Origin of the sequence: Hathewaya proteolytica DSM 3090 (assembly GCF_900142225.1) — a bacterium.
Taxonomy (GTDB): domain Bacteria; phylum Bacillota; class Clostridia; order Clostridiales; family Clostridiaceae; genus Hathewaya; species Hathewaya proteolytica.
This window is the reverse complement of sequence record NZ_FRAD01000022.1, coordinates 1-19730: the sequence shown is the minus strand read 5'-3', so window position 1 is coordinate 19730 and position 19730 is coordinate 1. Positions and strand designations below refer to the sequence as shown.

Here is a 19730-nt window from a genome sequence, read left to right as displayed (position 1 = left end):
GAAAATGCACACTAAACGAATAATTCCTTGTCTTGATGTGAAGGATGGAAAAGTTGTAAAGGGGGTAAACTTTCAGGTATTAAAGCAAGTAGGAGATCCTGTGGAATTGGCAAAGTCTTATTATGAACAAGGAGCAGATGAATTGGTGTTCCTAGATATAAGTGCCACAAATGAAGGACGAGGTACCATGGTAAATGTGGTGGAGAGCATTTCCAAGGAGATTTTCATTCCCTTTACTGTGGGCGGTGGAATAAAAACTTTGGACAACATAAAACAACTTTTGAGAGCAGGTGCTGACAAGATAAGCTTGAATTCCGCTGCTATAAAAGATAAAAGTCTTATTGCTAAAGGAGCAAGAATTTTCGGAAGTCAGTGTATTGCTCTTGCTGTAGACGCAAAGCGAAATGGCAGAGGAGGATTTAATGTATATATCAATGGAGGCCTTGTAGATACTGGATTAGAGTTAGTGGATTGGGTTAAAGAAGGTGTGGGATTAGGTGCTGGAGAGATACTCCTTACTAGCATGGATGGAGATGGCACTAAGCATGGTTTTGATTGTGAAATGTATAGGGCTATAAAGGATAAAGTAAATGTACCAATAATCGCTTCCGGTGGTTGCGGAATTGTGGAAGATTTCTATGAGGTTTTTAAGGATGAGCTTTGTGATGCCGCTTTGGCAGCTTCTATTTTTCACTATGGGGAGGCCACTGTGGGAGATGTGAAGAAATATCTTAATAATAAAAATATAGACGTGAGATTGTAGGTGAAAACATTATGATATCAGTTGATTTTAAAAAAGCTGGTGGACTTGTACCTGCCATTGTGCAAGATTATAAAAGCAAAGAGGTATTAATGCTTGCATACATGAATGAGGAGAGTCTTAGCATAACAATGAAAGAGGGGAGGGCATGTTATTACAGTCGTTCTAGGCAGGAGCTTTGGAGAAAAGGCCAAACTTCCGGCCATGTACAATACGTAAAGGAAATAAAAATCGATTGCGACAACGACACTTTGTTATTATTTGTGGAACAGGTAGGAGCTGCTTGCCACACCGGTAATAAATCATGTTTTTATAGAACTATGAAATAAGAATGGAGGATGAGAGGAATATGGAAGAATTCAATAAATTATATGAAATTATAAAGCAACGAAAAAGTGAACCGGAAGAGGGGTCTTACACAACATATCTTTTTGAAACGGGATTAGGCAAAATTCTAAAGAAAGTTGGAGAAGAGAGCACAGAAGTAGTAATCAGCGCATTGAAGGAGACAAAAGAAGAACAGGTGGGGGAAATCTGCGATGTCTTATATCATCTTATGGTACTTTTAGTGGAGCTAAACATACCGATGGAGGATATTGAGGAAGAATTGAAGAAGCGAAGTGCAAAAACGCACAATTTAAAATGTCAGAGAAAAGATGTAGAAAGATTATAATAGATATACAATTCACAAAAAAAGCGTATAATTATGTTAGGGACATATTATAACGGCTAGCAATGAGGAAAATTATTTTATTAAATAAGTGGGGAGGGGTTTATTTGTTTAAATTAATTGGTTTTTACTTTAAAACATTTTTCAAATCACCAAAAAACTATATTAATATTGTACTTGTGGGGTGCGCCATTATTGGAGGTTGTGTCATGTTTAACCTTAGAAGAGCACCATATGAGGGGAATTTCAGTAGACCACCATTGACTTATACCGTGGAATGTAGTGATGAGAAGGGGGAAAAACTAGTTAAACTTCAACAGGAAGTGGAATCAGCTTTCTTTCAAAAAGAATGGACAAATTACTACGGAAAAGCCATTGAATATTATGAATATTGCTATGAAACGAGAACGGGAGAAGATCAAGGTGTAGGATACAAAAAAGAAATAGAGCGTTACGAATATCTTTTACAAGAAAATGTGCCATATATAGATGAAAATACAAGTACAACTTCACTGGTATTTTTAAAGAATCTCTTAAATGAGCCCATTGTGTTGCTAATGCTAATTGGAGTATTGCTAAGTAGTGCTCAACTTTTTTCAAGCGAAGTTGAAAATAAAACCTATAAGTTGCTATATACACAGCCTATGAGCAAAAATAAAATCTTTTTTTCAAAATTAATCTCTATTATTTTTATTAATTTTGCCATAGTTATTTCTCTTATTCTAGTATGTTTTATTTATCAAACCATAGTAAAGGGATTAGGGTCCCCAAAATGGCTTACTGGTGTTGCATTGTCAGCAAAGGATGCATTAGCAGAAAGCACATCTTATATTACGCTGGGTAAATACGTTTTATGCGAAATGGGATTTTTGGCAATGATGATTATTTTCACTTGTTGTTTAGGAACTATGGTATCACTGATAATAAATAATTCTGCTGCAAGTTTGTGTGGAGCCACAGTGATTTTAGGATTACTATATGTATTATTTAAAAATAAGCCTTTTGATGTGATTCAAAAATTCAATCCCTGTGCTTATATGGATATAGACAGGATTATGTCCTTATCACCTATGAGTGGACTTGACGCCATGTTACAGACAAATCCTATGCAACTTATGAGAAAGGGGCAAATGAAATCACTTGTTAACCTTAGTTTAAGTAGCGGTATTATGATACTATCCGCTAGTATTGTAGTGTTGGTTTGCATAAATCTTTTTATTGTAAACAAGAAAAACATAGCCAAGTAAAGGGGAAGATGTAGGTATGGAGTTGTTAAATGTAGAGAATGTGAATAAATCATATTCAAAAAAAGTATTAGATGATGTGAATTTTACTATAAACCAAGGGGAAGTAGTGGGATTGGTAGGTCCTAATGGAGCTGGGAAAACCACATTGATGAGGATTCTATGCTTGCTCAGCAATGCCGATAGTGGTGAGGTAAAATTGTGTGGTATATCCAACAAGAGCAGAAAAGAAAGAGAAAAATATTTAAGCAACCTTGCTGCCATCATAGAAACACCAGCTTTATACGAAAATCTTTCAGGATATGATAATCTAGACATGATAAGGCGCATAAACAATTTATCCAAGGATAGGATGAATGAAATCATAGAATTTGTAAATATCGGAAACATGATAAAACACAGGGTAAAAGAGTATTCTCTTGGTATGAAGCAGCGTTTAGCTCTTGGCATTGCTCTTATAAATTCTCCTAAGCTTTTGATATTGGACGAACCAACTAATGGACTGGATTACGATGGAATCATAGAGTTTAGAGAACTAGTGGCAAAGGTGGTGGAGGAAAATAAGGTATCAGTGATTATTTCTTCTCATATTTTATCGGAAGTGGAAAAGATGTGTCACAGAATATTATTCCTAAAAGATGGCAAAATCATCGATGCTAGCGTATCAGAAAAAACTGTAGATGAAATGTACAGAACCATCTATCGAGGTGAGTGATATGACTTCTCTCATGCTATATGAATTTAAAAAAGTATTCAAGGACATAAAAAATATAATCTGTTTTATGCTTTTTGTAATGTTTATCGTTATTTTTGTTGTTATTAATGAAAGAGCTAATATTGAAAAAATCAATGGCTGGGGAGATGAACTTCAATTAAAGTATAATGGTATAAATAGTAATATAAGGCAAATTAATGATGATATAGAGGTATTCGGTGGTGGCATACCTACGGCAAAACAACAAAAGGAAATTGAATTCTTGTCAGAACGCGAGATTTTAATGAGGGAGCTTATAAAACAATATAAGGACAAGGATTTACAAGGATATCTTGCAGCAGAAAAAGCTATAGAACTTCATGAGATAAAGGGTGCGAGACAAGGTCTAAGTTTTATGGACCAAAAAACCACAGAGTGGTACGAACACAATATAAAAAAGATAGATTTTTTTGCAGCAAAAAATATAAGGCCTATATTCGAAGACAATTGCATGGAAGGATATAATTTTCTTAGACTGTGTTCATCTAATATAATTATCCTGGTGCTAATCATGGTGATTCTGAATTTAGTTGTAGAATGTTTTTCTAGCGAGGCTGAAAAGGGTACTTATAAGCTACTATATACTCAACCCGTTAGCAAGACTAAAATATTCTTTTCAAAACTTTTTGTAAGGTTAATAGTGTCAACGGTGGCTATGGGCGCTGTAATCATGGGAACTTTTGTAATCTTGGGATTAAAGAATGGGTTTGGCAACTTAGAATATCCTACGGAGATGTATGTAAATGGAGAAGTAATCTTTGTGACTCTTAAGGAATTCTTTCATAACTCAATACCACTTTTATTCATAGGGTTGTTATTCATGTTTTGTTTCTGTATATTTATATCCTGTACTTTTAATAGTACAAGTACTGCTGTATCTATTGCAATTCCAGTAGCATGCCTATGTATGTGTGCACTTATATCTCCTATAAAACCTTTTTTGCCATTTTCATATCTAACTGTGAATGATTTCTTGAGTAGCAGCCAGTATGGTGTAATGAACGGAAATGTTGGTGGAGCCATCATATTTCTTCTTGTGTGTTCAGTTTGTCTAGTGATAGGGGCCCTATATGTGTTGAAGAGAAAGGTGTACAAAAAATAGTATGAATTTTAGAGACACTCCAGTGTGCTAAATCTGGGGTGTCTTTTCATATGTGGCTCTTTTGTACATAACAGTGATGAAAAAAATAGAAGAATGTATGTTATAATAACTAAATAAAACAAAAGGTGGATAACTAGATGAGGATACTAATTATGGGGGCTAGCGGATATTTGGGAGGTACTATATATAAAAAATTAAAACAGCATGGTAGAGATGAGATTTATGGGACATGTTGTAGAGGGGAAAATCCAGAATTCATCAAAGCTAATGTTTTAGATAAATCAGACATAAAAAGAGTATTGCTTTTTGAACCTGATGTAATCATATGGAGTATATTGGAGAAAGAACAAGGAGAATTAATAACAGAAACTGGAGTTAAGTATATCATTGATAATGCATCTAAGGATGTAAGATTTATTTACGTATCCACTACTGTTGGACAAGGCAAAGATCAAACCGAGGAAGTTATTCCTCATAAACGCCATTCTGAAGAATATTTATCGGAATATGTAAATGGGAAAATAAAAGGAGAGAGTATAGTTAGTAGACATGATAATCATGTCATTGTAAGACCTGGGAATATTTATGGATATGATTATGATGGTAACATGGATAATAGGATGAAGCAATTAATGGAGGTATGGAAGTCAGGTAAGGAGTATTCTAGGACAGCTAATATGTATGCCAGCTTTGTTAATGTGCAAGAACTTTCTGATGCCATAATTGAACTGGCATATGGTAAATTTACAGGAACGCTAAATATAGCGAGTGAAAATCCTGTAAGTCATTATGTATTTAATAAATATTTGGCTAATCTAATGAATATTGATAGTGGCTTTATAATAGCAGATTATAGGGAAAAAGATGAATATCACAATTTAAGTGGTGACAAGAGACGGAATGTATTAAGTACTGAAATACGTGATATGGACAAATATTAAGCAATATTATTTCACCACTGACATATCCAACACAGCTTTTTTGCTAGAATAACAAAGAAAAGGTCTGTAGCGCTAACTAGTCATATTTAGTGCTACAGACCCTTTTATATTAGATTGCTTCCATAGAAATCAATTTTACATCGGTAGATAAGAAACCTTCTTTCACTGGTTCTTCTTTGAGAAGGTCAGTGGAAAGGTATTTCTTATTGTCATCTGAGAATACAGTGACAATGCTTGAAGAAGCTCCTTGCATTTCCTGTGCCATAATAGCTCCTATAAAGTTGGCGCCTGAGGATATACCTACGCCTAGACCAAGGTCTTTGGCGAACTTTTGGGCCATGATGACAGCATCACCGTCGTCTACGCTGATTATTTCATTTAATGTGTCAAGCTTTACAAGGTCAGGGATGAACTCATCTGAGATACCTTGTATTCTATGATTGCCTGTTTTATAGCCTGTGGCAAGGGTAGGAGAATTTTTGGGTTCCAATGGGTAAACCTTTACCTTTGGATTCTGTTGTCTCAAGTATGCTCCAACACCCATCACTGTACCGCCTGTACCTACACCTGCAACGAAACCGTCTGGTGTAACATTTATTTTCTGAAGCCTTTCCCAAATTTCTGGACCTGTAGTAAGGTAATGGGCCTCTGAATTATATTTGTTTGAGAACTGTCTAGGAAGAAAAACCTTAGGATTTTCATTAGCTATATCTTCACATTTTTGTATACTGCCAAGGAAACCCCCTTCTTCTTTTGATACAAGCATAATTTCAGCACCAAAGGATTGAAGTAGTTTTTTTCTTTCTTCACTCATCCAATCTGGCATATATATTCTAACATTATAGCCTAGAGATGCTCCAAGAGCAGCGAAAGATATACCCATATTGCCACTGGTTGCCTCGCAGATAAGGGTATCTTCATGAAGCTTGCCTTCTTCATATGCCCTCTTTAACACATGATAAGCAACTCTGTCCTTTATACTTCCGCTCAAATTATAACTTTCAACTTTTGCGTATATGCAACGTGGTTGACCTTTATAAGTGAAATTTATTTTAACAAGAGGGGTATTACCTATTAATCCTTGAAGATTCTTAAATTTATTCTGCACAATATCACCTCAAAATACATTTTCAAAATACTTTTTCATAATACATCCTCATAATATTGTATCACAATTGGATAGACAGTGACACGAAAAATTATATAATTTATTAAGTTTTTAACTATAAATATCATATGAATATTAAATAAAAACCTCTATTTCTCTTTAGATATGATAAAATGTACTTAATAGATTTTTAACAGAGGAAAGGGGAACTGCATACAAATGTACGGTCATTCCATAGAGAGAATAAATCTTAGCAATAGTAAAGAGAGAGAAGAGCTAGTGTTGTTTTTAAAAGAAAATCAGTTGGATTTGGACAACAATGTAGATTATTCTGTGGTCATAAGAGAAAATGGTAAGATAAAAGCCACATGCTCAAAATCAAAGAATGTATTGAAGTGCTTTGCAGTGAGCAGTGAACTTAGAGGTGAGGGTATAAGTGAGGCCCTTATAACTGAACTTAACAATAAATTGTTTGAAGAAGGCATATATCACAGTTTTATCTTTACAAAACCTTTAAACATACCTATTTTCCAAGGATTGAATTATAAATTAATTGCCCAAGTGGAGAATGTTGCTCTGCTAGAAAACGGAATGTGCAACATAAACTCCTATCTACAAAAATTAAAGGAAAAGCATCACTTAGAAGACAGCATAAGTCGTAGTGCACTTGTGATGAATTGTAACCCTTTTACTAAGGGGCATAGGTTTCTTATAGAGCAGGCATCAAAAGAAAGTGATGAAGTATTAGTATTTATTGTCCAAGAAGATAAATCTGTATTTCCTTTCAATGTAAGGTATAGGCTTGTGAAGGAGGGGGTAAAGGATCTTCAAAATGTGAAGGTCATAGAGGGCGGACCCTATATAATATCTTCGGCTACCTTTCCATCATACTTCTTAAGAGAAGAGAGTAAGGTGCTCAAGGCATACACAGAATTGGATAGTGAAATATTTGCCAAGTATTTTTGTCAAATACTGAATATAGAGAAACGTTATGTGGGTGAAGAGCCTTATTGCAACGTTACAAGACAGTACAATGAATCCTTAAAAAGTATATTCTCAAAATATAATAAGGAGTTAGTTGTTATACCTAGAAAAGAGGATAAAAATCAAGCTATAAGTGCATCGAGAGTTAGAAACATGATAAGGGGAGATGATTGGGAAGGTATAGTGGAATTAGTTCCCACGGTTACCTATGATTTTCTGTTGTCTACGGAGGCGGAAAGCATTATATTTAAGATAAGACAGGGTAACTCACCTCATTAAATTCTAAGTAAAAAGGGAGTGTCTAGCTATGAAGAATATCCAAAATATCAATGCAAATTTAGAGAGTCAAATTAAGAAGATACTAATAGCAAGAGAAGAACGGGTAAATCTACAGGATAAGCTTAGAAATAAATACAAAAAAAGCATAGTTACACTTAGGGTAAATTATCCGGGTGCGTACAAGGATAATGAGATAACTAGGGGGATCATAAAGATAATAGACAATGAGATGGATAACATATTTAAAGGTAAAATCTGTGGAAGGGAAAAGCTTTTCAAAGAGGAGGGCCCTATTGTTATTTATATTGTCGATGAGGAGCCATTAACTATAAAAAAATACACCCTTGACTTGGAGGAAAATCATGAGCTTGGCAGACTTTTAGATATAGATGTCTATAGAGAAGACGGGACAAGCATCAGCAGAAGGGATTTGGGATTTGGCAGTAGAAAGTGTTTTCTATGCAATGAAGATGCCCATCTGTGTGTTAGACAAAAAGCTCATATGGAAGATGATGTTGTAAACTACATAGAATCTTTATATGCAAAATATCTAAATAAAGTTACAATATAGACTTTCAAGGAAATATGGAAGCCTATATAAAATAAAAAATTAAAAGAGAGAAAGGAGAAGCTACTAGGCAATGTAATATATTTAATATAATAATTGTCCATATTTTGAGTAGCACATAGTTAACATGACAATAAGCATGAAAATGGGAAAAGAAGATGTTGTTAAAAATCTAGGCAAATTTAGCCTAAAGTCTATGCTGTATGAGGTTTCTTGTTATCCATCACCGGGGCTTGTATCGCCTATATCCAACGGTGCTCACAAGGATATGGATCACTTTACCTTTCTCGATAGTGTGGCGGCTATAGGGGCGTACCTTTACAAATTTGCAGAGAGGGGTTTCAATGAGGAGGAACCAAAGGAAATCTTCCAGCAGATCAGAAATATTGGTTTGGAAGCTGAGAAGGCTATGATGGATTGTACAAAAGGTGTTAATACATACAAAGGCATGATATTTTTAATGGGCATAAGCCTTGCAGCCACTGCAAAAGCTATTTTTAATGGAGAGGATTTTGAACAAATTCCTTCTATAATAGCCAGTATGACAGAGGGAATTGTGGAAAAAGAACTAGCTTCAAAGGTGAATGTGGACAATAATTCTACCTATGGTGAGAGAATATATAAAAAGTATGGGATTCCTGGGGTAAGAGGAGAGGTACAGTGTGGTTTGTCTATAATATTTGAGAGGACATTATCATATTATGAAGAGAAGGAATATCTAGATGAGCAAGAGAGATTAGTTCAAACCCTTGTATACATTATGAGTATTTGCGATGATACAAATATTCTTCATAGACATGATATAGACAAGCTACAGTATGTAAAATCTATGGCTAGTGGTGCTTTAGAACTTGGTGGCATGGAAACTATAGAGGGAAGAGATGCTATAAATGATATGGATTTCAAGTTTTCAAGGGACGGAATAAGCCCAGGGGGTTCTGCAGATTTGTTGGCAGTTACAATTTTCTTTAGCTTAGTAAAAAAATATATGAAAAGGATGAGTTAGTTTGAACAGGGGAGAGTATGATTTAGAGGATAAGAGCAATAAAATATACTGTAAGGTACTTAAGTACTACAATAGGGGGATGCTTGAAAAGGCTTTGGAGGTCTGTGATGACAATGAAGAGGCTGTTCAAGCAAACTCCGCCCTTCTCAATTTAAGAGGTCTTATGCATTATCTTAAAGGGGAAATGAATGAGGCTCGGCGGTGTTGGAATTTAAACTACAAAATTTACGCTGATGTTGTATCAGAGAAATACCTGTTAGACAGCAAAAACGATGAGGAATTGTGGAAGTGTTACGTAAAGGGTGTAAAACTAGCTAGAGCATTGAATGTTACCGGAGCCATTATGGAATTTGAACGCTGCAAGATGAAGAGCAATTTCAATGCCATAAATGTAAACAACCAACTCACCCGCTGCTATATGCAGAAGTCTAATTATGATGAGGCCATTAAATGTATAAATGATGTGCTTTCGGTGGACAAGTATAATAAAGAGGCTCATGATAACAGAAAGCTGCTTAAGGAATTAAATATTATAAGGAACCCTAAGAGAAATATTGTGGTGGCAGCATTGGCTGGAGTTGTCATATTTGTGTCAGTTCTCAGCGCGGGCATAAGAATTACGGCATGGAAAAATAAAGCTGAAACAAAAGGGAAAGTAAAAGACCAGTTAAATGATATGACAAAAGATATGACAAATGACGAGATAAAAAAAGACGCAAAAAAAGAGATAGAAAAAGATACAAAAAATGGGACAGAAAAAGGGTCCATAAAGCAAATAGAAGATGCTCCACAGGTGAAATTCCCTTTAGAGAAGCTCCATTCTTATCTAGAAAATAAAGATTACAAGTCCATAGATGTGGAATTGGATAAGTGGGAGGATAAAAAATCATCTTTAGGCATAAATGAAAAGACTATTTTAAACAAGTGCAGAATATTCATGGACAACAATGCGGGAGAGTATTTTTATAAACTTGCATACGATCTAAGCAAGAGTGGAAACTATAAAGATTCAATTGATTACTACAAAAGGTCTTTGAAATATGGAAGGGGCCAATTTCCCTACGAGCACGCATTGTATATGTTGGGTGTTGCTTATAATAAAAATAATGATTATGAAAATAGCATAATAATTTTTGAAAAATATTATGAGGAGTACAAGAATAAAACATATGTAAAAGAGGGAAATTATATAGAGGATGTCTTACGATATTTAAGGACCATGACACAGGGTGTGGATAAAGAGAAATACAATAAATACAAGGCTAAATAAGATATTTAAAAAGGGTGTCTCGTGGTGGAGGCACCTTTTTAAATTTTTATAGCATACATATTTACTATGGGTGTACAATAAACATTTATATTAGTGTATAATTAAAATATACAATACTTAAAACTGATATTAAATTCGAGGTGATATTATGGCATACGTTAAGGAAATATTTACAGCACTATTCGATATATTAAAAAATATAAGTGTTTTTAATATACTGGATATACTGGTTGTATCATTTATATTTTATAAAATGTATAATCTTTTAAAAGAGACAAGGGCGGAGCAACTACTAAAAGGCATTCTTTTTGTATTTCTTCTTATACCTATTAGTGAGATTTTGAAACTTCGTACACTGAGGTGGATAATTGATCAAACCCTTACTATTGGTGTGTTAACTTTAGTAATTATCTTTCAACCTGAGATACGAAAGGCACTTGAGCACATAGGACGAAGTACTTTTACGGATAAGCACTTTTTGCAGGACGAGGAAACCCGAAGCAAAATTATAAATGAAATAGTCACAGCTGTAGAAAATTTGGCCGCCACTAAAACCGGTGCTCTAATGGTAATTGAGCAAAAAACAGGTTTAGCTGAGATAGTAAATACAGGGACAAAAATAGATGCCATAGTATCAGCAGCACTACTAGAAAACATATTTGTGGTAAACACACCTCTTCACGATGGTGCCACTATTATACGGGATAATAGAATAATATCTTCCGGATGTTTTCTACCTCTTACTGAAAATAATGATATAAGTAAAAAACTTGGAACACGTCATAGAGCAGGACTAGGATTGTCGGAAACAGTGGATGCCATAGTTATCATTGTTTCTGAGGAAACTGGTGTTATCTCCATGGCGTTAAATGGAAAGCTAGTGAGAAATTTTGATGGCGATAAGTTGAAAAATACGCTTAATAAAATTATCGTTAGCAGACAAGATAAAAAACTTACATTAAGTGAAAGGGTGAGCTTATGGAAAAAGAAAAAACAAAATTAGTCTTTGTCAGGGTGTGCTGTGTATTACTAGCCTTCTCCCTTTGGCTTTATATAACAAAAACTGAGAATCCAAATGTCACCTACACTATCAGAAATATTACGGTGCAGCTAAAGAATGCAGATGCACTATCTCAAAAAAATCTTTGCATAGAGAATACTACGGGATATACTACCGATGTTAAGGTAGAAGGGAAATCCTCAGATGGCAGGGTTACAGCCAATGAGTTTAACCTTTATGTTGATCTGGCAGAATATGCTTTAAAGGAGGGAAGCAACAAACTTCCTATAAAAGTTGAAAACAGTCCATCTAGTGTAAATATTTTAAATGATAGCGGATTATGGTTGGAAATAAGCGTGGACAGAATAGCAGAGCAGGTTGTTCCTGTAAAGATTGAAGTCGCCGAGGGAAGCAGTGAGGATAGATTTTTAAAGGATGTTATAACGGATCCAAAAGAGGTTACGGTGACTGGACCTAGCCGAAAGGTAAGTCAGGTTAAGTATGCTCTTGGTCACTTTGATGTAAAAAAATCTACACAGACTAAAACAGCTGTGGTCACTGTTAAACCTGTAAATGCTTTGAATGATGAAGTAAAGGATGTAAAGCTAGACACCAACATTGTAAATGTAGCTTTAGGTGTAAATACAATAAAAAGTCTGCCTGTAAAAGTTATAACTAGCGGAAATTCTTCAACTAGTTACAAGGTTACCAAGACAGAGGTTAACCCATCCATTATAAAAGTCATGGGTGATGAAAAAATCGTAAATTCTCTTCAGTATATAGAAACAAGTCCTGTTGACATATCAGATTTAAAGGACACTACTACAGTTGGCAATGTTAAGCTTATGCTGCCACAGGGTGTAGATTTTTTGGAGAGCACTACTAAAGTTGATGTGACGGTTTATGTGGATAGGCATTATATTGAAAAGAAAATTACAGATAGCATTGAGGTAAAGAACTTGCCTAGCGACTATACAGTAACCATGGACCACAATAGTATAACATATACGGTGTCAGGTTTGGACTCCATCATGTCTTCTTTAAAGGATAGCGACATTAAAGTATATGTGGATGTTTCAGGGTATTCTGAAGGAAGTCATAGTGCACAAATTAAAATGGAGTTGCCAAGTGGTGTGACTCTTGTAAAAAAAGATATAGAAAATGTAAATATTAATATACAAAAGAAAGTAGAGGGATAAACTAATAGTGTCAATTCAAGTGAATAACATAACATTGTCCATAGATGAACCCATGGAAAAATTAAAGAGTAAAGTCGCACATACTCTTAAAATTAATGAAAATGATATAATAAATTTAAGTATAATAAAAGAATCTATAGATGCAAGAAAAAAAGATAACATAAGGTTTAATTATCAAGTGGCCATAGAAGTAAATGGCAACGAGAAAACCATTGTAAAAGGAAGAAATTCCAATGAAGTTTCTATAAGAGAAAAGGCATATGCGCCGGAGTTTAAAATGGGAGATAAGATCCTTGAGAACAGGCCGGTAATAGTTGGTATGGGGCCTGCGGGAATGTTTGCAGGTCTTATTCTGGCAAAGCAAGGTTATAAGCCTCTAATTTTAGAGAGAGGTGAAAAGGTTGAGGAAAGAAGTAAAACTGTCAAAGAGTTTTGGAGCACTGGAAAACTAAATTCTGAATCCAATGTACAGTTTGGTGAAGGTGGTGCAGGTACTTTTTCTGATGGAAAGCTGACCACTAGAAGCAAGGACTATAGATGTGATTATATTTTAGAGCAATTTGTAAAGGCTGGAGCTAGGGAAGAGATTAAATACATGGGAAAACCTCATGTGGGTACAGACATTTTGAAAATTGTGGTGAAAAATATAAGAGAGGAAATTATTTCTCTTGGGGGCGAGATAAGGTTTAATAGCAAACTGGAGGATATTGTTACTAGAAATGAAAAGCTATGTGCTATCGTCGCAAATGGCCAAAAAATTCCTTGTGAGGTGGCTGTACTTGCCACTGGCCACAGTGCTCGAGATACCTATGAGATGCTTCACAAAAGAGGGATTTTTATCAGTGCAAAACCCTTTGCCATAGGAGTTAGAGTGGAACACCCTCAAGAGCTTATCAATAAAAATCAGTACGGTAAATTCTACAATCATCCAAGGTTAAAGGCTGCAGATTACAAATTGACATATACCGATGAAGTCAATGGCAGGGGTGTATACAGTTTTTGTATGTGTCCTGGTGGTGTGGTGGTTGCTTCCTCCTCAGAGCAAGGCATGTTGGTCACCAATGGTATGAGCTACTCAAAAAGAGATATGGAAAATGCCAATTCTGCCCTTGTGGTAACTGTATCGGAAAAGGATTTTGAAGGTAAAGGCCCCCTTAGTGGCATAGAGTTCCAAAGGCATTATGAAAGGCTTGCCTACGAATGTGGGGGAGGAGATCATGTGGCGCCAGTACAGCTAGTTGGAGACTTCCTAAAGGATAAAAACTCAAAATCTCTTGCAGGTGTAAATGCTAGCTTTACAAGAGGTTATGTATTCAATGAAATCAAAAAGTGCCTTCCAAGTTATGTAGTGGATTCTTTGAAAAGAGGTATATTAAACTTTGATAGAAAAATAAAGGGTTTCGCCATGGATGGAGCTATAATTACAGGAATTGAAAGTAGAACATCGGCACCGGTTAGAATAGACAGAAATGAAAATCTTGAAAGTATATCTTTAAGCGGTTTATACGTAGCTGGCGAGGGAGCGGGCTTTGCTGGAGGAATTATTTCTGCGGCAGTGGATGGAATAAAGGTAGCTGAGAGGATCATAGAAGCATTTAAAATTAGGGAGTAATTTGTTAGGAAGGTGAGACAGGAGCCATGGCAAAAAAACAGTTCATATTGGCCATAAGCCCGCACAATTTATATACGAAAATATCCGTTTTAAATAAAAAGGGTATGGAAGTTGTTAGTTCAAAGGTCCAATGCTATAATCCTAGTGTGAAAATGTATTCTCAAAGGGACTTTAGAGTGGGGGACATTATAGACGAACTTAGGCGATTTGGAATCACTTTGGGCGAACTAATCTGCACTGTTGGCACAGGTGGTATATTGAGACCTATGCCAGGTGGAACATATTTTATAACCCCAAAGCTTTTAGAGGATATAAGAATCGCTTATGGCGGGGGACACATAACAAATTTAGGTGCCCTTATTGCCTTTGAAATAGCAAAAAAAGCAAATATAAAGGCTTATATGGTGGATTCCATGAGCGTGGATGAAATGCCAGAAGAAGCTAGAATAACTGGATTACCATATATAAAGAGGACAGCTATAAGCTATGCTCTGGACATGAAATATATTGGGACTATGGTAGCAGAGAAAATTTGTAAAAATATTAATGACAGCTCTTTTATTGTGTGTCAAATGAATGAAGAGGTATCTACCATCGCTTTAAAAAATGGTAAAATAGTGGATGCAGTTAATTTTTACGATGAAGGTGTGTTTTCTATTAAAAGTTGTGGAGACATTCCACCTCTGAAATTGGCTAGCAAGGCATTGGAGTACAAGGGCGATTATAAAAGTTTCTGCAATGAGATGTATAATCAATCTGGACTTCTTCAGCTCATGGAGTTTTCCACTGTGGAAAGATTAAAAGAAGTTATTATGAACGATATTGTAATAGAAGAGTATCGAGATGTAATGGAGGCTTTTTCCTATGGTGTTGCAAAGGATATCGGCACCATGGCATCGGCCCTTTCTTTTAAGGTTGATAGAATAATATTAACAGGAGATCTTTGCGCTAGTCATTTTATCATGGATAACATAGCGAGAAGAGTGAGTTTTATAAGCCCTGTGGAAGTTATTCAGGGCAATTACGAGATAGAAGCCATGTTTAATGGAGTAAAAAGAGTGCTGGACAACATAGAGCAGCCGAAAATTTATGAAAATGAGGTGGATATTTAAACATGAACCCTTCCCGGAAAAACAGTAAGATTTATCCCAAAATACTAGTGGTGAATGTAAAATTAAACAGTACTGTTGTATGTGTTTATGAGGGAGAAGAAAATATTTTTGCTGATACCATATGGTACTCTAATCAAGAGATGAGAAACTATATTACCATCGAGGACCAAATTTCACTGAGAATAGAATCTGTAGAGCAGCTATTAAAGAATAAAAGAGTCTACTTTGATGAAATAGAAGGTCTGGTATGCCGTGGATTCATTGTAGATAAAGCGTGCAGTGGCACTTATGTAATCGATGGAAATTTGTATGTGGCGTTAAATTATGAGGATCTAACGCAGCGTTTTAATGAGTCAAAGTGCTTGTTTACAGAACCTCTTCTTGCCTATGAATTATGCAAAAAACACAATGTAAGTGGCTATATGGTAACCACAGTAAATATAGATGAAATGATATCTCAGGCTAAGATAACTGGTATGAAGGGCATTGAAAGGGATAGTTTTTTTAATGCACTGACTCAAAAAACTGTGGCAAAGCGGTTTTGCAAACATCACAATAAAAAATACGAGAAAACCAATCTAATCGTGGCATATCTGGGCAACAGAATGACCATAGCAGCTCACAAGATGGGCAGGGTAATTGAGGTGAACAATACCAGTGAGGGTGAAGGTCCTTTTTCTCCCGAGAGAACAGGAAATCTACCCATGAGGGAACTTGTTAAGATGTGTTTTAGTGGCAATTACATATATGAGGAACTTAAGGAAATTGTTCAGAGCAGGGGTGGTTGTACGGCATATTTCGGGTATAAGGACTTCAAAGTCCTCATGGAAAACGTTCAAAAAGGCGATGAAATGTCCAAAGTGGTTTTTGACGCCATGGCATACAATATCTGCAAAGAAATTGCCAAGTGTGCTATAGCTCTTGAAGGTCAAGTTTACAGCATTATTTTAACAGGCAGAATTGCACACTCGAAAATCATGGTGGAAAACATAAGAAACAGGGTGTCATCTTTGGCCGGGGTTCATGTATATGCAGGAAAAGAAGAGATTACCAATTTGGTAGAGGAAGTTTTACAAGTTTTGAGAGGTGAGGAAAAAGAAATAATATACAAGGGGTGATTGAAGTGTCCAAATTTGGGCTAATGGGCAATTTATTTGTGGAAAATAACGTTACGTACACTAGACCTAAAAAGGAAGGCTTTACTTTTATCAATATATTTTTAATTATTCTTGGCATTGCTTGCCTTATGTATGCTGTGGGCATGATGCTCATGGGCTCCACTGTATTTGTTATCTTTTGGATTCTAAGTGGCATGTTTTTTCTAGGACTTGGTATAATTCGCAGCAAGAGAACGGATATACATATGGCTCGATACGTAATACTTAGAAAAGTATTTTACACCTTTCTTTGGGTGGGTATTATATGTTTTGTGGCCTTAGAAGCTATTATAATCGTCAATGGCACTGAAGAGAGAATAGGCTCTCCCAATATAGTTATGGTTTTAGGGGCTGGACTTAGAGGAGAGACACCAACAGCTACACTAGCATATAGACTGGACACCGCTGCTGAATATCTTAAGAAAAACAACAGCGCTAAGGTGATAGTGTCTGGTGGACAAGGTAAGGATGAGATGATAACTGAGGCCTCTGCTATGGAGAAATATCTTATAAATTGTGGAATAGAATCAGAACGCATTATAAAAGAAGAACAGTCGATAAATACTAAAGAGAACTTTCAATATACTAGAAAAAAATTGGACGAAGAAGGTTACGACAAAAATGAAAAAGTATTGATTGTAACGAATTCTTTTCACATGGCTAGAGCAAAGCTTTTAGCAGAAAGAAATGGATTTGAAGCATATGGTGAGTCAGCTCCATCATATCCCTATTTAATTCCCAATTCTTATGCAAGAGAAGCTTTTGCACTGATTAAGACATATCTATTTGACAAATAATAATAAGAAAAATAAAAAACCAACATTTGCAAAGATACACCTTGCAAATGTTGGTTTTATTTTATATCCTTTCATTGAGTTCTCTTGAAAATACAAGAAAAACAGAAGAAGTCCATGTAAAGGCTTTATCCCTGAGACCTTCTCCAGAAATAGCATCGAAATTCTCAGCCATGCCTTCTTTGTTGCACATCTCGCAGAATCTTTTCTTTATTTCCCATGCAAATTCAAATTCACCGCAGGCTTCAAGCCCCCTTACAATAAGGAATGTGGATGGAGCCCATATAGGACCTCTCCAATAGCCGTCAGGCTCGTAGAAAGGACTCTTAACACTTTCTGTTGCAAGGCCATTTTCAGTGAAGAAGCGACCTTCCTCCTTTAAACCGGAAACAAGATAATCTCTAATATAAGATGGCAGGCGTTTGCCAAGTATAATAGGTACAAACAAAAGTAAACTATCTCCAGTATTGCAAATAGAACCATTGTTATGTCTAGCTACAAAGCCGTCTTTAGTCCAAAAGTGCTTTATGAGTAGTACCAAATTCTCTTTAGCTGTTTCATAATGTTTTTTGCTTTCTTCATGTTTACCCAGCTTTTCTGCTACTAGAGCAAGAAATTCGAACTGTAAAATAAGGAAACTTAAAAGATCTGGACTCTCTATAGGCACACCATTGTGGAACACCGTACTATTATCCCAACCACAGTCATTGCCATGTTTATACTGAGGAACACCATTGTGGTTAAAGTCATTAAAATCTAGCCACCATCTAGTCCAAAGACACATAGGCTGGTAAATTTTTTCTAAGGTTTCTAGGCTGAAAACCTGTTCTTCAGTTTTGTCCATGATTTCCTTCATGATTATTCCTTGCACCGGTGGCTTGTTAAAACTCCAAATGCATTTTGAATCATTTATAAGGTCAGGGAAAGAACCCGATTTATCTTGGTGATCAAAAAAAATCATAAACTGCTCTAAGGCAAGCTCAGGGAACGTAGTAGATAAAGCCAGTGCATTAAAGCAGTTATCCCAACTCCATATACTAGTCATCCAGTTTTTTGACATATACATGGCTTTCCTTGTAAGGTTTCCTCTAGGAGGAACCACACAGGACCATGTAATGTAAGAAGCCAATTTATTGCCTCTATGATATTTTGGATGGCAATTGTGGGTACTATTTAATAACCAACCATAATAATAATGTTTTATTTCTTTCTTATCCTCTTCAAAGGAAGTTTTAGAAAAATCCTTTGGATCCCATTCAGTTAAAAAATTGTCTATAATCCCTTCCACCGTATTTCCCACCGTAGCCACAAAATCCATGGTAATGCTGGTACAACGACTTACATCCCAAGGTGCAGAAACATCAACCTTTGTAGCCTTAAGCGGTATCATCATAAATTTCGTGTTGCTTGTAGCATATGTTAAAAGAAGTTTATCGCTATCATATGGAGCTACACAGTCATACTTTGTAGTTTCCACGGAAAGCCTAAGTCCCACACCAGCACCTCTAAACCTAATGGTGTTTTCGTCAGAAATAATAAATTCCATAAATCCCTTGTCGGAAATTAATTTCAATGAGTAAGGCGAGCAGCGCTCCGTATAAGGAATTATTTCATTATTGTAAATCAAATCAATTCTAAAAATGTTGCTTCTGGAAAATGAAGAAGAAACATTTCGAATATAAACTTTGTAATCTTGCGTGTCATCTTGCTGAAGCTTAGAAAATACAAAAAATGAATTATACCTACTGAAAGGAACATATCTTAAATCGAAGTTCATTATAATACCACCTCCACTTATATTATGCCATAAATATTTTGAATAGTCGATTGAAATATTATTGGAATTTTATGAAAAATTATCTCAACTTGCATAACTAACATTGTAAATGTTCCTATGGCTCTTTTGTACTTGGCAGTGATGAATGAATTAGTTGCCAGTATGGTCACGTTTCAAAAACTTCTCAAAAGGATACAACTAGAGTTTTGAGAGTGAACTTACCCCATCCACAAGGGGATGGGGCTTCCTGCTTCTTCGACCTCGCAATCTACTATCTCCACAGGCTTGATTCCGATAGTTCCTACCGTATTTATTACAGGATTACGCCACCTCTATTTTTAGTTCTTTTAATCCTTGCTTTAGAATATTCTTACTTGCATTAGCATCTCTATC

19 protein-coding genes are annotated in these 19730 nt (G+C 35.7%); 17 read left to right on the top strand and 2 right to left on the bottom strand.

Going from position 1 to position 19730, the window contains the following annotated elements; all coding sequences use genetic code 11:
• Positions 1–4 precede the first annotated feature (4 nt).
• The 7 genes from hisF (at position 5) to BUA73_RS11140 (ending at position 5471) form a co-directional block, all read left to right on the top strand.
• A complete protein-coding gene (hisF, locus tag BUA73_RS11170) occupies positions 5–763 on the top strand; it encodes an imidazole glycerol phosphate synthase subunit HisF (RefSeq protein WP_072904207.1) in 759 nt (252 codons plus the stop codon).
• Positions 764–774: 11 nt separating this feature from the next.
• Complete coding sequence (gene hisI, locus BUA73_RS11165; protein WP_072904206.1) at positions 775–1089, top strand: phosphoribosyl-AMP cyclohydrolase; 315 nt, start codon at positions 775–777, stop codon at positions 1087–1089.
• A gap of 20 nt (positions 1090–1109) precedes the next feature.
• Complete coding sequence (gene hisE / locus BUA73_RS11160) at positions 1110–1433, top strand: phosphoribosyl-ATP diphosphatase (RefSeq protein ID WP_072904205.1); 324 nt, start codon at positions 1110–1112, stop codon at positions 1431–1433.
• A gap of 104 nt (positions 1434–1537) precedes the next feature.
• Complete coding sequence (locus BUA73_RS11155; RefSeq protein WP_072904204.1) at positions 1538–2677, top strand: ABC transporter permease subunit; 1140 nt, start codon at positions 1538–1540, stop codon at positions 2675–2677.
• A 16-nt stretch (positions 2678–2693) separates the two neighbouring features.
• Entirely contained in the window at positions 2694–3389 is a 696-nt protein-coding gene (locus BUA73_RS11150) for an ABC transporter ATP-binding protein (protein WP_072904203.1), read from the top strand.
• Positions 3355–4530 (top strand): ABC transporter permease subunit, encoded by a 1176-nt coding sequence (locus tag BUA73_RS11145; RefSeq protein ID WP_084672248.1) that lies wholly within the window; start codon positions 3355–3357, stop codon positions 4528–4530. Before BUA73_RS11150 ends, BUA73_RS11145 begins: the two co-directional genes overlap by 35 nt.
• A gap of 137 nt (positions 4531–4667) precedes the next feature.
• Positions 4668–5471 carry a sugar nucleotide-binding protein gene (locus tag BUA73_RS11140; protein ID WP_072904201.1) on the top strand — a complete coding sequence of 268 codons (804 nt, stop codon included), beginning with the start codon at positions 4668–4670 and terminating at the stop codon, positions 5469–5471.
• Positions 5472–5580: 109 nt separating this feature from the next.
• On the opposite strand, the gene BUA73_RS11135 is transcribed toward BUA73_RS11140, so the two are convergent.
• Positions 5581–6579 carry a PLP-dependent cysteine synthase family protein gene (locus BUA73_RS11135; RefSeq protein WP_242942380.1) on the bottom strand — a complete coding sequence of 333 codons (999 nt, stop codon included), beginning with the start codon at positions 6577–6579 and terminating at the stop codon, positions 5581–5583.
• A 219-nt stretch (positions 6580–6798) separates the two neighbouring features.
• On the opposite strand from BUA73_RS11135, the gene citC reads away from it, so the two are divergent.
• The 10 genes from citC to BUA73_RS11085 all read left to right on the top strand — a co-directional run bounded on the left by citC (position 6799) and on the right by BUA73_RS11085 (position 17563).
• Entirely contained in the window at positions 6799–7842 is a 1044-nt protein-coding gene (gene citC, locus BUA73_RS11130; RefSeq protein ID WP_072904199.1) for a [citrate (pro-3S)-lyase] ligase, read from the top strand.
• Between the two features lie 28 nt (positions 7843–7870).
• Positions 7871–8413 carry a citrate lyase holo-[acyl-carrier protein] synthase gene (citX, locus tag BUA73_RS11125; RefSeq protein WP_072904198.1) on the top strand — a complete coding sequence of 181 codons (543 nt, stop codon included), beginning with the start codon at positions 7871–7873 and terminating at the stop codon, positions 8411–8413.
• Between the two features lie 124 nt (positions 8414–8537).
• Entirely contained in the window at positions 8538–9416 is an 879-nt protein-coding gene (citG, locus tag BUA73_RS11120) for a triphosphoribosyl-dephospho-CoA synthase CitG (protein WP_242942379.1), read from the top strand.
• Position 9417: 1 nt separating this feature from the next.
• Positions 9418–10686, top strand: coding sequence for a tetratricopeptide repeat protein (locus tag BUA73_RS11115; RefSeq protein ID WP_072904197.1), 1269 nt, complete (start codon positions 9418–9420; stop codon positions 10684–10686).
• Between the two features lie 148 nt (positions 10687–10834).
• Positions 10835–11689 carry a diadenylate cyclase CdaA gene (gene cdaA, locus BUA73_RS11110; protein ID WP_072904196.1) on the top strand — a complete coding sequence of 285 codons (855 nt, stop codon included), beginning with the start codon at positions 10835–10837 and terminating at the stop codon, positions 11687–11689.
• Entirely contained in the window at positions 11665–12885 is a 1221-nt protein-coding gene (locus BUA73_RS11105) for a CdaR family protein (protein WP_072904195.1), read from the top strand. Before cdaA ends, BUA73_RS11105 begins: the two co-directional genes overlap by 25 nt.
• 7 nt (positions 12886–12892) lie before the next feature.
• Complete coding sequence (locus tag BUA73_RS11100) at positions 12893–14497, top strand: NAD(P)/FAD-dependent oxidoreductase (protein ID WP_072904194.1); 1605 nt, start codon at positions 12893–12895, stop codon at positions 14495–14497.
• 26 nt (positions 14498–14523) lie between these two features.
• A complete protein-coding gene (locus BUA73_RS11095; protein WP_072904193.1) occupies positions 14524–15609 on the top strand; it encodes a butyrate kinase in 1086 nt (361 codons plus the stop codon).
• A gap of 2 nt (positions 15610–15611) precedes the next feature.
• The gene (buk, locus tag BUA73_RS11090) at positions 15612–16727 is read left to right on the top strand and encodes a butyrate kinase (protein ID WP_072904192.1); all 1116 of its coding nucleotides are present in this window, start codon (positions 15612–15614) and stop codon (positions 16725–16727) included.
• A 5-nt stretch (positions 16728–16732) separates the two neighbouring features.
• Complete coding sequence (locus BUA73_RS11085; RefSeq protein WP_084672247.1) at positions 16733–17563, top strand: YdcF family protein; 831 nt, start codon at positions 16733–16735, stop codon at positions 17561–17563.
• Between the two features lie 61 nt (positions 17564–17624).
• On the opposite strand, the gene BUA73_RS11080 is transcribed toward BUA73_RS11085, so the two are convergent.
• The gene (locus tag BUA73_RS11080) at positions 17625–19337 is read right to left on the bottom strand and encodes an amylo-alpha-1,6-glucosidase (RefSeq protein WP_072904191.1); all 1713 of its coding nucleotides are present in this window, start codon (positions 19335–19337) and stop codon (positions 17625–17627) included.
• Positions 19338–19730: the final 393 nt, after the last annotated feature.

What these genes read in the sequence shown, in the direction of transcription:
- hisF (WP_072904207.1), top strand. Translation starts at nt 5, where the DNA reads ATGCACACTAAACGAATAATTCCTTGTCTTGATGTGAAGGATGGAAAA.
- hisI (WP_072904206.1), top strand. Translation starts at nt 775, where the DNA reads ATGATATCAGTTGATTTTAAAAAAGCTGGTGGACTTGTACCTGCCATT.
- hisE (WP_072904205.1), top strand. Translation starts at nt 1,110, where the DNA reads ATGGAAGAATTCAATAAATTATATGAAATTATAAAGCAACGAAAAAGT.
- BUA73_RS11150 (WP_072904203.1), top strand. Translation starts at nt 2,694, where the DNA reads ATGGAGTTGTTAAATGTAGAGAATGTGAATAAATCATATTCAAAAAAA.
- BUA73_RS11145 (WP_084672248.1), top strand. Translation starts at nt 3,355, where the DNA reads ATGAAATGTACAGAACCATCTATCGAGGTGAGTGATATGACTTCTCTC.
- BUA73_RS11140 (WP_072904201.1), top strand. Translation starts at nt 4,668, where the DNA reads ATGAGGATACTAATTATGGGGGCTAGCGGATATTTGGGAGGTACTATA.
- citC (WP_072904199.1), top strand. Translation starts at nt 6,799, where the DNA reads ATGTACGGTCATTCCATAGAGAGAATAAATCTTAGCAATAGTAAAGAG.
- citX (WP_072904198.1), top strand. Translation starts at nt 7,871, where the DNA reads ATGAAGAATATCCAAAATATCAATGCAAATTTAGAGAGTCAAATTAAG.
- citG (WP_242942379.1), top strand. Translation starts at nt 8,538, where the DNA reads ATGACAATAAGCATGAAAATGGGAAAAGAAGATGTTGTTAAAAATCTA.
- cdaA (WP_072904196.1), top strand. Translation starts at nt 10,835, where the DNA reads ATGGCATACGTTAAGGAAATATTTACAGCACTATTCGATATATTAAAA.
- BUA73_RS11105 (WP_072904195.1), top strand. Translation starts at nt 11,665, where the DNA reads ATGGAAAAAGAAAAAACAAAATTAGTCTTTGTCAGGGTGTGCTGTGTA.
- BUA73_RS11095 (WP_072904193.1), top strand. Translation starts at nt 14,524, where the DNA reads ATGGCAAAAAAACAGTTCATATTGGCCATAAGCCCGCACAATTTATAT.
- buk (WP_072904192.1), top strand. Translation starts at nt 15,612, where the DNA reads ATGAACCCTTCCCGGAAAAACAGTAAGATTTATCCCAAAATACTAGTG.
- BUA73_RS11080 (WP_072904191.1), bottom strand. Translation starts at nt 19,337, where the DNA reads ATGAACTTCGATTTAAGATATGTTCCTTTCAGTAGGTATAATTCATTT.